We start from the raw sequence: 14672 nt of genomic DNA, 5'->3' as shown, positions 1-14672 counted from the left end.
CATGGAAAACGAGAACATCACCGCCGTCGCCGAGGGCAAGCCCTCCGGCTACAAGGTCACCAAGAAGGACCTGCGCAACGCGAACTGGCGCTGGCTCATGAGCGTGTGCACCTTCAACTACCAGACCCAGCAGGGCGCCTCAGTCGCCTACGCCCTCTCGCCGGTCCTGAGGAAGATCTACACGAACGACGAGGACTATAAGCAAGCGCTCAACAACCACTTCCGCTACTACAACACCCAGCCTTGGCTCGCCGCCATCATTCTTGGCGCCTGCGTGGCCATGGAGGAGCGCGACGGCCTAGCGGCGGCGGACGCCGTCCAAGACCTGAAGATCGGCACCATGGGACCGCTCGCCGGCGTCGGCGACTCCCTGCTCATGACCATGATCCCGACCATCATGGGCTCCATCGCCGCCTACATGGCCATCGAGGGCAACCCCGTGGGAGCCGGCATCTGGTTCGCGCTCATCCTGGCCATCTTCTGGGTCCGCATGCACGCCCTCGAGTTCGGCTACAAGCAGGGCGTGAAGCTCGTCACCGACTTCAGCGAGAAGCTTCCCAACCTCACTGCCGCCGCCTCCGTGCTCGGCCTCACCGTGGTCGGCTGCCTCATCGCCTCGGTCATCGGCGTCACCTGCCCGATTAGCTTCAGCTTCGGCGACGTCGCGATGGAGATTCAGCCGCTGCTCGACAAGATCCTGCCTGCCATGATCCCCGCCGCCATCACGGGAAGCGCGTATTACCTTCTTACCAAGAAGAACGCGAGCATGACGGCCCTCATCCTCGTGGTGATCGTCCTCGCGATGGTCGCCTCCGCCGCCGGCATCCTCGCCTAGCTTCGACCCAAGAGATTGGTGAATCAATGAGAAAGATAGTTGTGGCGAGCCATTCCCTTCTCGCCCAGGGCTTCAAGGACACCCTCGAGTTCCTTACGGGTAAGGGCGACGCCGTCAACGCCGTGTGCGCCTACGTGAACGACAACGGCGAGGGGCTCGACGCGGCGGTCGAGGCGGCTCTTTCGGGCACTGACGAGGTCGTCGTCCTCACCGACGCGTACGGCGGCAGCGTGAACCAGCGCTTTTCCCGCTTCGCCTCCGACCGGATCCACGTGATCGCGGGTGTCAACCTCCCGCTCGCCATGACGGTCGCGCTCGCGCGCCCCGACGAGAAACTCGACTTCGACGCCCTCGTCAACGAGGCGCGCCAGCAGATCATCTACGTGAACGGTGCCAGTTCCGCCGAGTGCGACGACGACGAATAGAGGAGGTCGACGATGAGAGAGTTCCTTAAGGACGTGTGGATGCACGGCGGTGAGGAAAGCCGCGCCATCACCCCCGAGAACATCACGGGCGAGAAGGGCCGCGCCGCCATGTCGGCCAGCCACCTCGGCGTCGGCCGCAAGGGCTCGTGCTGCGTGCCCCTTGAGTCCGGCGAGACCATCACGCTCGCGGACATCGAGGGCCCCGGCATCATCCGCCACATCTGGATGACCGTCCCCGACAAGACCGCCGCCGGCAGCTTCGTCATGCGTGACCTCGTGCTGCGCTTCTACTGGGACGACGAGGAGACCCCCTCGGTCGAGTGCCCTGTCGGCGACTTCTTCTGCAACGGCTTCGGTGAGCGCGCCATCGTCAACTCGATGCCCATCTGCGTGAACCCGACGGGCGGCATGAACTGCTACTTCGAGATGCCCTTCAGGAAGCACGCCAAGGTCACGCTTACGAGCGAGCACCCCGGGTTCATTAAGTACATCTTCTACACGTTCAACTACGCGCTCACCGACGTGCCGGACGACGCCATGTACTTCCACGCCCGCTTTAACCGCGAGCGCAGCACCCGCAGGGGCGTCGACTACACCGTGCTCGACGGCGTGCGCGGCAAGGGCTACTACGTCGGCACCTACATGGCCCTGTGCGCCCTGGAGCGCTATTGGTGGGGCGAGGGCGAGATGAAGTTCTTCCTCGACGGCGACGAGGAGTTCCCCACGGTCACCTCGACGGGAGCCGAGGACTACTTCGGCGGTGCCTGGGCCTTCCTCGACAGGCCGCCCCACGCGCTGCCCGAGGCGCAGTGCTTCAACACGCTGTTCGCCGGCTACCCGTACCGCTCGACGCGCGACGCCACGCGCGACCGCTTCAGCGCGGGCAAGCCGAACCCGAATCCGATGCTCGCGACTAACGACGACGCGCTGCCCAGGCACGGCCTCTACAGGTGGCACCTTCCCGACCCGATCTCGTTCAAGGAGGACCTGCGCGTGACGTTCCAGGACCTCGGCAACGACGACATCAAGCTCTACGAGCGCGAGGACGACATCTCCACCGTCGCCTACTGGTACCAAAGCGAGCCGCACGCCGTGCTCGCCCCGTTTGCCGCAAGGCAGGACCGCGTGCCCAGGTAGGGTCGCCTCGAAACAAGCCAACGTTATGGGCGCCCGCGGTTGACCATGACTGCGGGCGTCCCTTTGTAAGGAGGATCACATGAGCGAAAAGCAAATGAGGCTCGGCGCCCTCGAAGCCGGCGGGACCAAGATGGTCTGTGCCGTGGTGTCCGGCGACGGCGAGGTCCTCGACCGTATGGAGACCCCGACGCTTACGCCCGCCAAGACCGTCCCGCAGATGATCGAGTGGTTCACCGCCCGCGATGTGGACGCGTTGGGCATCGGCGCCTTCGGCCCGACCTGCGTCGACCCCAACGACGAGCGCTACGGCTCCATCCTCCAGACGCCCAAGCTCGCGTGGCGAGGCCATGGTCTTCGCGCCGCGTTCGCCGACGCCCTCGGGATTCCGGTGGCCTACGACACGGACGTGAACGTTGCCTGCCTCGGCGAAGTGGTCTTCGGCTGCTGCAAGGGGCTCGAGGACGCCGTCTACGTGACCATCGGCACCGGCGTGGGCGCGGGCGTCATGTGCGCGGGCAGACTCCTTCACGGCATGCTGCACCCCGAGGCCGGTCACATGCTGGTAAGGACCCGTCCCACCGAGGAGGGACGCTGCGTCTGCCCGAGCCACGCGAGCTGTCTCGAGGGGCTCGCCTCCGGCCCCGCCATCGCCGCGCGCTGGGGAAAGCCCGCGGCCGAGCTCGCGGACAACGATGAGGTGTGGGCGCTCGAGGGGGATTATCTGGGGCAGATGTGCGCGAACCTCGTGCTCATGTACTCGCCTCGCCGCATCGTCCTCGGCGGCGGCGTGATGCACCAGGAGCAGCTCTACGGCATCGTCCGCAAGAAGACCCTCGAATATCTGGGTGGCTACATCCAGACCGCCGAGCTTAAGGACATGGAGAGCTACATCTGCGCCCCGGGCTGCGGCGGCGACCAAGGAATCCTCGGCGCGGCCGAGCTGGCAAGAAGGGCGCTCGCGTAACTTGCGCTCTCTCCGCCATACAACGCGTTAAGAAAAGACGAGCGCTTCTTGCCAATTGAGCGGCAAGAAGTGCTCGTCTTTTGCATTTGTTTTTGGGGCAGGACGCCCCGCCTCCACTAGAGTCCCTGGACCGCCACACCCACGAGGTTTGGACCGGTGTGGACAAGAAGCGCGGGGCTGATGTCGGAGCGGACGACATCCACCGCGTTGGCCACGCGCTCGCACAGGGCCTGCTCCATGCGGTCGTAGAGGTCGGCGTGGGCCGAGGTGCGGCTCGCGGCAAAGCGCACCTCGGGGTGCTTCTCGACGATGGCGGCGATGAGCTTGGCCTCGGTGCGATGCGGTACTTGCACAGCCATTTCGTGTGCGCGAAGCTGTTGGCTTTCTGGGCCACAGCAATCACCTTCCCCCTAGTATGATGACCTGAACAATCCTCATGCTAGGGGGAAGGTTTTTGTCGCGTAGCGGAAATTGGCCTCCACCCGCTGAGCGGGTGGCTTTCTATGCCGCGCGTGCCGCGCGGCACGGACTAAAGTCCATGAATAAAAACGAGGGAGGCCACGTCCGGCCTCCCTCGCAAAGGGTCTCTGATTACTCCCACTCATTGGGGACAGACTTAAATGAGTGCTCTTGAAATGCCGGCGCCTGGGGACGTTCTTTTTCTGTCTGCAGTTTGGAACGTTCCTTTTCTGTCGGCAGTTTGGGACGGTCCTTAGAGCTGCAGCGCGCCATGAGCGACGAGGCGAAGCGGATCATCCTGTCTTTTGAGTTCTAAGCATAAGCCCCTGTCTCTGAGCAATGACCGGTTCGCATTTGTGCGCATTTACGTGCGTGGTATTGCGTGAATATGCGTATAGATGCGCCGTTTACGGGATAAAAATGACCGTTTAGCGGTGAGATACGCAAAAACGCGCACAGAAGCGCGTGTTTGTGCGAATATAGAGCTGTCAGAAAGCAAGGCGTTCTATGACACAGGAGGCACATAATGGCAGATTCCAAGCAGGCTCCGCTCGACGCCGCGGCAGCCGCCAAAGCAGCGTTCGCTTCGGTCCAGGACAAGCCGTTCCCCGACGATATTTTTACGGCTCCCGAGCTCCATTGGGCCGTCATCGGTTGCGGCGTTATCGCCAACCAGATGGCTCAGTCCCTTGCTCTTGCCGGTCGCAAGCTTGCGGGCGTCGCCAACCGTACGCCGTCCAAGGCTCAGGCTTTTGCCGAGCAGTATGGCATCGAGAAGGTCTACGACACGGTTGAGGACCTCTACGCCGATCCTGGCATCGACGCCGTCTACATCACTACCCCGCACAACACTCATATCACCTATCTGCGCGCTGCCCTGGCAGCCGGCAAGCACGTGCTCTGCGAGAAGGCCATTACCCTCAATTCCGCTGAACTCGATGAGGCCCGTGCCATTGCCGCCGAGCACAACGTGGTCCTTATGGACGCTACCACGGTGCTCCACATGCCCTTGTATCAAGAGCTGCGTCGCCGCATGGATGCCGGCGAGTTCGGCCGCATGAACCTCGCTCAGCTCAACTTTGGTAGCTACAAGGAGTACGGCGACCTGACCAACCGTTTCTACAATCGCAACCTTGCCGGCGGTGCCATGCTCGATATTGGTGTGTATGCCCTGTCCGTCATGCGCCTGTTTATGGCGAGCCAGCCCGCCGAGGTCGTGTCTCTAGGCAACACCTGCGAGACTGGAGTCGATGTTGCGGGCGGCATCGTCTGCCGCAATGCCGAGCAGCAGCTGGGCGTCGTGAGCCTTACGCTTCACTCCAAGCAGCCCAAGCGCTCGGTCATCAGCTTTGACAAGTGCTACATCGAGGTCAACGAATATCCGCGTGCCGATCACGCGACCATCGTGTGGACTGCGGACGGCCACCGCGAGGAGGTCCACGCAGGCACCGAGGCTTACGCCCTGTGTTATGAGATGGCCGATCTTGAGAAGGCCGTTGCCGGCGACGACTCCAAGCGCGAGCTTCTGGATTATGCTTCTGATGTTATGGAGCTTATGACCAAGTTTCGCGCCGATTGGGGAGTCGTGTACCCCGAGGAGGAGTAAGCGATGCTTGCGGAAGATAGGCTCAACGCAATCGTGTCGATGGTGCAGCAGACGGGCTCGGTTACCGTACCGGAGCTTGCTGAGGCCCTGGGCGTGACGGCGTCTACCATTCGGCGCGACCTGCAGACGCTCAATCGCGCACACCGTATCGCCAAGGTGCACGGTGGGGCGACGAGCCTTGAGCGCGCGCACGTGACGCGCGACCTAACGCTTAATGAGCGCAGCGATCTCCATAACGACGACAAGGAACGTATCTGCGCCCGTGCGGCGGCGCTGGTGGAGCCCGAGAGCTTTGTGTACATCGACTCGGGCTCGACGACGCTCAGGCTCATCGAGCATCTTCCACACCTTGAAGGTGTCACCTATGTGACTGATTCCGTGCTCCATGCTCAGCATCTCGCTTTGCGCGGCATGCGTACCGTGGTGCTGGGCGGCGAGCTCAAACCCGAGACCGAGGCGCTCGTTGGCCCCGATGCCTTGGCAACCTTAGACCGTTACAACTTCAACTGCGGCTTTTGGGGCTCTAACGGCATTGCCGCCGAGCAGGGCTTCACGGCGCCCGATATCGAGGAGGCGCAAGTAAAGCGTATCTCGATGCGCCATACGGCCAAGCGCTTCGTAATCTCGGACGCCAGTAAATTTGGCATGGTGGCGCCCGTCAAGTTCGCGGACTTCCGCGATGCAACGATTATTACCGCAGGCGAGGTCCCCGCCAAGTACCGGGCAATGGACAACGTCGTCACGGTCTAACGGCAGGGACGGGCTAAGGCCAAAACCACCGCGAAGGTGCCCGTCCCCATTGTGGTGGTTAGTAATGAAAACTGAGTAGTTTTCTCAATAGAAAAGCGGCAACGTCCATTACGGGCGTTGCCGCTTTCGTTGTCTACCGGTTTAGTCTAAATCTGTAACAACTGGACCGCTTAAAGTGGGCTAGGTGTTACTGATTGAAATACTTCCGAATTGCGCCGTTCCTTTGTCTCAATCTGTAACATTTGGGATCGATTTTGCCGAGTTATTGTTACAGATTGAGATTTTCCCTTGAGGGGGATTCGAATGTCTCGATCTGTAACAGATAGACCGGAAAATGGGCTCTAACTGTTACAGATCGAGACGTTTTGGGACCGCGGCTGAGTCATCGTGGCGGCATGACGTTTGACCAGATAAAACCTGTCAAAATAAACCTGTCCCTTTTTGGCAGGATTTAGGGCTCCCAGGGGCAGGGGGCTTCGATGTGGATGTGCTCGCCAGTTACGGGATGCGTGAAGGATACGCTGTGGGCGTGGAGCATCAGGCCGCAGGGACGCGGCGTTCCGTACAGGTCGTCGCCAATCAAGGGATGATGCTCGCTTGCCAGGTGCACGCGGATCTGGTGCTTGCGGCCGGTGAGCAGCTCGACATCAATATACGAGCGCGTAGGCAGGCCACGGCGGCTCTTAAGGCGCTTGAGTACCTTGACGCGCGTCTGAGACGGCTTGCCGCTGGCGCCAACGCGCATCTTGCGGCTATCGTGGCGGTCGCGGGCGATAGGCTTGTCGATGAGCTTCTCGTTCCAGTCGATTTTGCCCTCGGCGAGCGCTAGGTAGTGCTTTTCGAACGCGTGGTCGATAATCATCTGGTCAAAGGCGGGCTGCGTCTGCTTGTCGAGTGAGAACAGCACCACGCCGGTGGTGTCGCGGTCCAAGCGGTTGAGCGGCTGCATGTCGGTCGCGGCAAAGCCGCCGCCCATCGCCAGCAGCAGGTCGCTGGCGTAGTCGGTGAGCGTGCGCTCGCCGGTGCCGTCGCCGTGGACGATCATGCCGGCGGGCTTGTCGATGGCCATGAGCCAGGCGTCGCAGTAGAGGACTTGAGGTTCTTCGTTCACGTGTAAGCCTTTCGGTTAGCTGATTCCCACAAACATGCAGCCCGAGGTGGCACCGCGCAGGCGGGCGGCGGGCTTGCGGCCGGCTTGCGCTGCCTCGACGGCGCGGCGGACGCGAGCGGTGGCGCGGCCCACCTCATCCGTCTCGAGCAGTGTGCCGTCCACCATAAGACGACGGACGCCGGCGTCGAGCAGCTGTGGTACCTGCGGCGTGAGGTCGATGGGGTAGGCGTCGTACAAGCGTGAGCGGCCGTGGATGTCGGTACGCACCGGCATGACCTTTCCGTCGATATTCTTGAGCGAGAGCTTACGGGCACGCAGGCGGCAGCTGGCACAATCGTGGATGCAACCGTTGGCAACCTGCAGAATGCAATGCTCGCTTGTCATGACGCGCGGGCGGCCAAAGACGGTGATGCCTAGAGCCGCGGGCGCGGCGGCGCCGAGCGAGACAATCTCGTCGAGCGTGATCTCGGGCGAGAGCCAAAACGCACCGGCTCCGCGCTCGGCAAGCGCCTCCATGCAGGGCGTGTTGTGCACCGGCAGGCAAGAGCGAATCTCGGCCGTGGCGCCAACCTGGGCGGCCAGGGCAAGCTCAGAGATGTTGCCAATAGCGACCGTGGCGCCGGCAACAACCCATGGGTCAACGCGGACGTGGTCAACGGCGCGGCAGACCTCGTCGAGTGCGGGCACAATACCCTGCTCAAATGCATCGGCAGGGGAGAGTCCGACAGCCTCGAGCGCGTCGGTGGTCATGTAGATGCGCGTTGCACCCTCCGCGCGAGCGGCCTCGGCGGCCTCGAGCGAGGTGACGGTAGCGCAGATCTGCGGCTCATCGCGGTAGTGCTCGGGCGCGGGGCGGGAATCATTGGTGACAATCGCCGGTAGCTCGAGCGTGCGGGCGCGCTCCTCGTACGGTGCCAGAATGGCCTCTTCCAGCGCCTTACAAGCGGCGGCGCGCACCTTGTGCACGGCGGAAAAGCCCATGCCGCAACTCTCGTCGAGGGCCACGTCAAAGCTCGCGGCCTCAAAGGGAGAGGAGCCCATGCGCCCGACGTGCTCAACCAGATCGGATGCCTCGACGGCGCGGGTCTTGGCGGCCTCGACGGTGAAGCCCGTGGCGGTGGCGGTGAGCGCGGGGTCGTCACAGCAGGTGAGCGTGACAGTAAACGGCTTGCCCAGGCGCGCCACGACGGATACATCAACAGCTCGGCGGCGCAGCACATCGCGCTTGAGCGCGGCGCTGGCAGCGTCGATGGCACGCTGGCTGCGAATCACGCGGACGCGGCAGCCCTCGGGCATGCTACGGGGCACGCGACACTCGATAACATCGCCGGCAGCGGCATCATCGGCGGCAATGGTGGTCAGGAACTGGTCAAACTCGTTATCGTGGCGAAGCTCCAGCAGGTCGCCCTTGCCCACGGGCTCAAACAGCTCAATGCGGGCGATGGCGGCGCGGCGACGGCGGTCGTCGGGCTTGAGGCCGCGCACATCGCGGCTGGCCGGGCGGCTGCCCAGCACCGTGCCCACGATCTGTCCGCGGTTGTTGGAACGCTCATAGCTCATCATCTCGTCGCCCGAGGTGCCGTCCTGATAGGCGTGCGTAAAGTCGCGGTTAAAGCAGCGCTTGAGCTGGCGCTGACGGGCGGCTTCCTCGTCCTTAGAGGTCGAAACATCGGCCAGCATATCGTCAATCTGATGACGATACACATCGACGATGGAGTACACGTAATCGGGCGCCTTCATGCGGCCCTCGAGCTTGAGCGACGCGGCGCCGGCGTCATACAGGCGGCGAACAAGTTGTGAGGTGTTGGTGTCACGCGGGCACAGCGCGCGCTCGCGACCGGCAGGGGAGAGCGAGCGACCGTTCTCGTCGATCAGCTCGTAAGGCAGGCGACAGGGTTGAGCGCACATGCCGCGGTTGGCCGAGCGGCCCGCCATGGCAAAGCTCGAAAGCAGGCACAGGCCCGAGTAGCAAAAGCAGATGGCGCCATGGCTAAAGACCTCAAGGTCCACATCGGGCGCGGCATCGTGGATGGTGGCGATCTCGTCAATGGAGAGCTCGCGCGAGAGGGTCACGCGGTCGGCACCCTGCTCGCGGCACCAGATGGTTCCGCGGTCGTCATGGATGTTCGCCTGGGTCGAGATGTGTGTCTCGATGCCGGGCATCGCGCGCTTGACCTCAAAGAACAGGCCCCAGTCTTGGATGATAAAGGCGTCGGCGCCCAGCGTGGAGCAGCGATGGATGAGTTGCAGTGCATCGCTCATTTCGGATTCCTTGATGACGATGTTGACCGTGACGTAGACGCGCGAGCCGGCCAGGTGTGCAGCGCGGCAGGCTTGCTCAAAGGCCTCGTCGGTAAAGTTCGTTGCCTTGCGGCGTGCGTTGAAGCTGCCCATGCCGCAGTAGATGGCGTCTGTCCCGGCGGCGAGTGCGGCGGCAAAGGGCTCGGGCCCTCCGGCGGGCGCCAAAAGCTCGGGTCTGCGGTTGGTGGTTCGACTGGCGGTTGCGGTCATATCCTGCCTTTCAAAATGCTCAGATAATCAAAAGTATAGTGGTGCCGTCGCGGCAGGCGATGCCCGTGCTCTAAGCGGGATAAAGTCTTCAGCAGCTTGGACTGGCTGCTTCACATGAGAACCGTTCAGCGGTCCGGGGAAACCGTTGGGCGATAAAATATTCTCGCAACGTGATAATAATCTTGCATCGCGCGGAAACCTTGAGTACTATCCCAATCAAGCGCGGTGTTCAGACCGAACTGTGCCTCCCGGTGTGAACGCCGCGCTCCCGTTCCCTTTTACTTGTAAGGAGAAAAACATGAGCAAGACCGTCGTGTCTTCCGATAACGCACCCGCAGCCATCGGCCCGTATTCCCCTGGTATCCAGACCGGCAACATGGTGTTCCTGTCCGGCCAGCTGGGCATCGATCCCGCAACTGGCAAGATGCCCGAGGGCGTCGAGGCCCAGGCCAAGCAGTCCCTTGCTAACGTCGAGGCCCTGCTGACCGCTGCCGGCGCCACCTTTGCCGATGTCGTCAAGACCACAGTCTACCTGGCTGACATTGCCGACTTCGCTGCCGTAAACGAGATCTACGCCTCCAAGTTCGAGGCCCCGTTCCCCGCGCGCAGCGCTTTCCAGGTTGCCGCCCTTCCGGCTGGCGGTCTGGTCGAAATCGAGGTCGTCGCCGCTCTCTAAGGCGTTGACCACAACTAAACATGACATGCAAAAAGACCCTGCAGCGCGTTCGAGCTGCAGGGTCTTTTGTCAAGTGACGAATCGCTTGTGGAGCCGCGCTCCATTTTGCTCGTTAGCCCTCCTTGCGGACTTTTTGCAGGTAGCGGTACACGCTGGGCTCCGAGATGCCCAACGCGGTGGCAGCGCAGGCCACGGCGCCCTTGAGCATGAACACCCCGTTGCCGTTGAGGTGGCGAATGACGTCCACGCGGTCGCTCTGACCAAGCGACGCTACATCCAGCCCGCGCGCGCTCAGCAACTCGGCAATGCTGCGGTCGATGAGCTCCTGGGTGGACTCCGAAAGGCTTTCGACCTCGATAGGGGCGGGCTCCGTGCGCGTCGGCGCTGCGTCGAAGCACGCCATGAGCTGCTGCGCCATGGCGTTGATGGAGCGTACGGTCGAGAGGTCGGTGTTGACGCAGAGCATACCGACGATCTCGTCATCCTCGCGGATAAAGTACGTCGCTGACTCCAGCGTCTTGCCACCGGCGCCGCGCCCCTCGTAGCCCGTAATAAACGGCAGGTCGCGATACTTGGCGTCGTGCATGATCTTGAGCGCCAGATCGGTGGCGGGACCGCCGACCTTGCGGCCGCTCACGATGCCGTTGCGAATATCGACGATGGCGTGGTCGGGATCCGAGAAATCGTGCAGGACGATCTCGCTGTTCTTACCGAGTATCTGCTCCAGGAAATCGACCATCGGCAAAAAGCGACGTACGGTCTCGTTCACGGGCAACTCCTTTGGGTGAAATCGGAAGGTTCATAACAATTTTTTCTCATGGTAACACGCTACTCTTCATCTCGTATATCCGCAGGTACATTGCGTAATACAGACGAACGGTAGGAATTTGGCGGTAAACGGTTGACCAAAAGAAAAGTTAGATGTTATTTTGACCAGACACTTTCCTGACCTGCGGAAATGCATTATTTCAGCTGAAGAATAGTCTAATAACAAAAAATTATTATTGAGAATGAGAATCATCTTTAATACGATATGCAACGAAGGCACAACCTCAACCCCGCACTGCGTCACAATAGAGCGTTAGATGCGAAAACAACTATTTCGAGGATTGGTGGTCAAATGACCCAGGAGACGGTTAAGAACGGCACTGAAGCCCTGTTCACTCGTGAAGGCATGCCTCCCGTTAAAGAAATGATCCCGTGTGCCCTTCAGCACGTACTGGCTTCGTTTGCCGGTATCATCACCCCGGCTGTCATCATGGCCGGCGTCTACGGTTTTAATAGCCAGCAGAGCACCGACATCATTCAGGTCGCGCTCATTCTTTCGGCGATCGACACGGCCCTTCAGGCCTTCGCTCCCTTTCGTCGCATCGGCGGCGGCCTGCCCATCGTCATGGGCGTTTCGTTCGCGTTCCTGCCGGCCCTGCAGGCCATGGGCGCCTCGGGCTTTAGCTTTGGTGCGCTGCTGGGCGGCGAGATCGTCGGCGGCGCCGTTGCGGTCCTCTTTGGTCTGGCCTACAGCAAGATTAAGTGGCTGTTCCCGCCCGTCGTGACCGGTACGGTCATCTTCTCCATTGGCGTCTCTCTCTATCCCACGGCCGTCAAGTACATGGCCGGCGGCATGGGCACGCCGCTGTGGGGCACCCCGCAGGCCTGGTGCGTCGCTCTTATCACCTTCGCCGTGGTCTTTGCGCTCGCCAACTTTGGCAAGGGCACGCTCAAGCTGGGCTCCGTGTTCTTTGGCATGATCGTTGGCATGATCGTTTCGATCCCCTTTGGCATGATCGACTTCTCCAGCGTCGCCACCGCTCAGGTCTTCGCCCTTCCCAAGCTCATGCCCTACGCGCTCGAGTTTGATCCCGAAGTCTGCATTACCCTCGCCGTCGTGTTCCCCATGGTCGCCATCCAGGTTATCGGTGACGTCTCCGCCGCTTGCCTGGGCTCCATCGACCGTATGCCTACCGAGCGCGAGCTCTCCGGCGCTATCGTGTCCCAGGGCCTCACCTCTATGGTCGGCGGCCTGCTGGGCGGTCTTCCCACCAGCGCCCTTGGCCAGAACGTGGGCATCATCTGCTCCAACAAGGTCGTCAACAAGTGGGTCTTTGTGATCATCGCGGCCGTCTTTGCCATCGCCGGTCTGTTCCCGCAGCTCTCTGCCGTCCTTTCCGCTATCCCGCAGCCCGTCATCGGCGGCGCGACCGTCGGCGTCTTTGGCACCATCACCATGAACGGCGTGCGCATGTTCACCCGCGAGGGCCTCACGCAGCGCACTACCACCATCGTCGGCACCTCCGTCGTCTTTGGCCTGGGTATCTGGATGGCCAGCGGTTGCCTTGCCGGCGAGGGTATGCCCGCCTGGGTGTCCACCGTCATCGGTTCCAATGCCGTAACCCCCACCGCCATCATGGCCATTGTCCTTAACCTGATCCTTCCGCAGACGCCGGTCGTGGCTCAACACATCGATGCTGCCAAGGACGCTGCCGTGGATCTGGTCTTGCCCGAGAGCAAGAAGTAACCAATTCGGTGCTATTCGTCGGCGGGCGCATCGCCTCGTCCGCCGACGCCATGCGGCGCCAAGCCGCACTTCAAAGGGTTTGTCCCTTTGGTGAAGCGTTGACGGGAGAGGGCCCGTTTCCGGTGTAGGCCGGCGCTTCGCACTCCGCCATGTCAGAGGTGTCAAACCCCGCCCCTGATGTTGAAGGGAGCATTCATGCTTCTGGTCGCTAACGGTTCCGTTTTTACCCGCAACGCTCAGACCCCGTTCATTCCCAACGGCGCGGTCGCCATTGACGGAGATACGATCGTCGAAGTAGGTCCCGAGTGCGAGCTCAAGGCCAAGTACCCGGATGCCGAGTACGTCGACGCCCAGGGCAACCTCATCATGCCCGGACTCATCAATTGCCACACCCACATCTACTCGGGTCTGGCCCGCGGCCTTGCCATTAAGGGCTGCAACCCCACCAACTTCCTGGAGAATCTTGAGCAGCAGTGGTGGAAGATCGATGACAACCTGACGCTCGACGGCACCAAGGCCAGCGCCTATGCCACGATTCTTGACTCCATCCGCGATGGCGTCACCACGATCTTCGATCATCATGCGAGCTTCTGCGAAATCCCGGGAAGCCTCTTTACCATTAAGGATGCAGCTCAGGAGCTGGGCATGCGTTCGTGCCTGTGCTACGAGGTCTCCGATCGCCGCGGCCAGGAAAAATGCGACCAGGCCATTGCCGAGAACGCCGAATTTGCCCAGTGGGCCGCCAAGGAGCGTCGCGATAACGACAACCACATGATCGCCGCCATGTTTGGCGGTCACGCCACCTTTACGCTGTCGGACGAGACCATGGACAAGATGGCCGAGGCCAACAACGGCCTGACCGGCTTCCACATCCATGTGTGCGAGGGCATGAATGACGTGTGGGACTCCCGCCTCAACCGCGGTGGCATCAGTCCCGTCGAGCGCCTGCTGCAGCACAACCTGCTGGGTCCCGACACCATGCTCGGCCACTGCATCCACGTGACGCCCGCCGAGATGGATATCGTCAAGGAGTCTGGCACCTGGCTCGTCAACAACCCCGAATCCAATATGGGCAACGCCGTGGGCTGCGCCCCCGTGCTCGAATTCTTCCGCCGCGGCATCCCCGTGTGCATGGGCACCGACGCCTACACCCACGATATGCTCGAGAGCCTTAAGGTTTTCCTGATCATTCAGCGCCACAACGCCGCTATGCCCAACGTGGGCTGGTGCGAGGCCATGACGATGCTGTTCGAGAACAACGCCAAGATGGCGAGCAAGTACTTCGATCGCAAGCTCGGCGTGCTTGAGCCCGGCGCCGCCGCCGACGTCATCGTCATGGACTACAAGCCCTTTACGCCGCTGAGCGAGGAGAATATCGACGGCCATATGCTCTTTGGCATGATGGGCAAAAACTGCCGCACTACCATCATCAACGGCCGCGTCCTGTACAAGGATCGCGAGTTCGTTGGGATTGATGAGGACAAGATCAACGCGTGGACCATGGCCGAGTCCAAGAAGCTCTGGAGCACGCTCAACGATCGCGTGTACTAATTCCAATTGGAGATTCGCGCGCGTCGGATGTTTCGCTGCATCCGACGCGCGCATAGGCGGCCTCCGCGGGGTCGCCGGCGCTGTGCTAGCGCTACACCGTATTTGCGCCCGCCGCGCGGTCTCGCCGGGCGT

At 61.8% G+C, this 14672-nt stretch carries 13 protein-coding genes; 9 read left to right on the top strand and 4 right to left on the bottom strand.

All coding sequences use genetic code 11. The annotated features are described in order from the left end of the window. The first annotated feature begins 1 nt into the window (after nt 1). The 4 genes from DW171_RS01645 (at nt 2) to DW171_RS01630 (ending at nt 3361) form a co-directional block, all read left to right on the top strand. Nucleotides 2–835 (top strand): PTS system mannose/fructose/sorbose family transporter subunit IID, encoded by an 834-nt coding sequence (locus tag DW171_RS01645; RefSeq protein ID WP_089572476.1) that lies wholly within the window; start codon nt 2–4, stop codon nt 833–835. Nucleotides 836–861: 26 nt separating this feature from the next. Continuing rightward, on the top strand, nt 862–1260 hold the full coding sequence (locus DW171_RS01640) for a PTS sugar transporter subunit IIA (RefSeq protein ID WP_089572475.1): 399 nt from the start codon (nt 862–864) through the stop codon (nt 1258–1260). A 12-nt stretch (nt 1261–1272) separates the two neighbouring features. Continuing rightward, nucleotides 1273–2397, top strand: a complete 1125-nt coding sequence (locus DW171_RS01635; RefSeq protein WP_172676343.1) for a glycoside hydrolase family 172 protein — start codon at nt 1273–1275, stop codon at nt 2395–2397. 79 nt (nt 2398–2476) lie between these two features. After that, entirely contained in the window at nt 2477–3361 is an 885-nt protein-coding gene (locus DW171_RS01630) for an ROK family protein (protein ID WP_197032763.1), read from the top strand. A gap of 116 nt (nt 3362–3477) precedes the next feature. Here the strand turns inward: DW171_RS01630 and DW171_RS01625 are convergent, their stop codons facing one another. Further along, nucleotides 3478–3714 (bottom strand): DegV family protein, encoded by a 237-nt coding sequence (locus DW171_RS01625; RefSeq protein ID WP_117817123.1) that lies wholly within the window; start codon nt 3712–3714, stop codon nt 3478–3480. 632 nt (nt 3715–4346) lie between these two features. Between DW171_RS01625 and DW171_RS01620 the strand changes: the two genes are divergently transcribed. Both DW171_RS01620 and DW171_RS01615 read left to right on the top strand, forming a co-directional pair. Further along, complete coding sequence (locus DW171_RS01620) at nt 4347–5426, top strand: Gfo/Idh/MocA family protein (RefSeq protein ID WP_118270254.1); 1080 nt, start codon at nt 4347–4349, stop codon at nt 5424–5426. 3 nt (nt 5427–5429) lie between these two features. Continuing rightward, a complete protein-coding gene (locus DW171_RS01615; protein ID WP_117778548.1) occupies nt 5430–6176 on the top strand; it encodes a DeoR/GlpR family DNA-binding transcription regulator in 747 nt (248 codons plus the stop codon). Nucleotides 6177–6627: 451 nt separating this feature from the next. Here DW171_RS01615 and DW171_RS01610 read toward each other — a convergent pair whose 3' ends face one another. Both DW171_RS01610 and DW171_RS01605 read right to left on the bottom strand, forming a co-directional pair. Further along, on the bottom strand, nt 6628–7287 hold the full coding sequence (locus DW171_RS01610) for an RluA family pseudouridine synthase (protein ID WP_233539069.1): 660 nt from the start codon (nt 7285–7287) through the stop codon (nt 6628–6630). Nucleotides 7288–7302: 15 nt separating this feature from the next. Further along, entirely contained in the window at nt 7303–9798 is a 2496-nt protein-coding gene (locus tag DW171_RS01605) for a U32 family peptidase (RefSeq protein WP_118270253.1), read from the bottom strand. Between the two features lie 298 nt (nt 9799–10096). Between DW171_RS01605 and DW171_RS01600 the strand changes: the two genes are divergently transcribed. Beyond that, nucleotides 10097–10474, top strand: a complete 378-nt coding sequence (locus DW171_RS01600) for a RidA family protein (protein ID WP_035137477.1) — start codon at nt 10097–10099, stop codon at nt 10472–10474. A gap of 112 nt (nt 10475–10586) precedes the next feature. Here the strand turns inward: DW171_RS01600 and DW171_RS01595 are convergent, their stop codons facing one another. Continuing rightward, nucleotides 10587–11243 (bottom strand): transcriptional regulator, encoded by a 657-nt coding sequence (locus DW171_RS01595; protein ID WP_233539068.1) that lies wholly within the window; start codon nt 11241–11243, stop codon nt 10587–10589. A gap of 351 nt (nt 11244–11594) precedes the next feature. Between DW171_RS01595 and DW171_RS01590 the strand changes: the two genes are divergently transcribed. After that, nucleotides 11595–12989 (top strand): uracil-xanthine permease family protein, encoded by a 1395-nt coding sequence (locus DW171_RS01590; protein ID WP_089572468.1) that lies wholly within the window; start codon nt 11595–11597, stop codon nt 12987–12989. Between the two features lie 195 nt (nt 12990–13184). Further along, nucleotides 13185–14540 carry a putative aminohydrolase SsnA gene (gene ssnA / locus DW171_RS01585; protein WP_118270252.1) on the top strand — a complete coding sequence of 452 codons (1356 nt, stop codon included), beginning with the start codon at nt 13185–13187 and terminating at the stop codon, nt 14538–14540. Nucleotides 14541–14672: the final 132 nt, after the last annotated feature.

Origin of the sequence: Collinsella sp. AM15-2 (assembly GCF_003471985.1) — a bacterium.
In the GTDB taxonomy this organism is placed as follows: domain Bacteria; phylum Actinomycetota; class Coriobacteriia; order Coriobacteriales; family Coriobacteriaceae; genus Collinsella.
Note: the sequence above shows the minus strand (reverse complement) of the source record. Positions and strands in the feature narration are given on the sequence as shown.

Coding starts and splice junctions, on each gene's coding strand:
- DW171_RS01645 (WP_089572476.1), top strand. CDS start 2: ATGGAAAACGAGAACATCACCGCCGTCGCCGAGGGCAAGCCCTCCGGC.
- DW171_RS01640 (WP_089572475.1), top strand. CDS start 862: ATGAGAAAGATAGTTGTGGCGAGCCATTCCCTTCTCGCCCAGGGCTTC.
- DW171_RS01635 (WP_172676343.1), top strand. CDS start 1,273: ATGAGAGAGTTCCTTAAGGACGTGTGGATGCACGGCGGTGAGGAAAGC.
- DW171_RS01630 (WP_197032763.1), top strand. CDS start 2,477: ATGAGCGAAAAGCAAATGAGGCTCGGCGCCCTCGAAGCCGGCGGGACC.
- DW171_RS01620 (WP_118270254.1), top strand. CDS start 4,347: ATGGCAGATTCCAAGCAGGCTCCGCTCGACGCCGCGGCAGCCGCCAAA.
- DW171_RS01615 (WP_117778548.1), top strand. CDS start 5,430: ATGCTTGCGGAAGATAGGCTCAACGCAATCGTGTCGATGGTGCAGCAG.
- DW171_RS01605 (WP_118270253.1), bottom strand. CDS start 9,798: ATGACCGCAACCGCCAGTCGAACCACCAACCGCAGACCCGAGCTTTTG.
- DW171_RS01600 (WP_035137477.1), top strand. CDS start 10,097: ATGAGCAAGACCGTCGTGTCTTCCGATAACGCACCCGCAGCCATCGGC.
- DW171_RS01590 (WP_089572468.1), top strand. CDS start 11,595: ATGACCCAGGAGACGGTTAAGAACGGCACTGAAGCCCTGTTCACTCGT.
- ssnA (WP_118270252.1), top strand. CDS start 13,185: ATGCTTCTGGTCGCTAACGGTTCCGTTTTTACCCGCAACGCTCAGACC.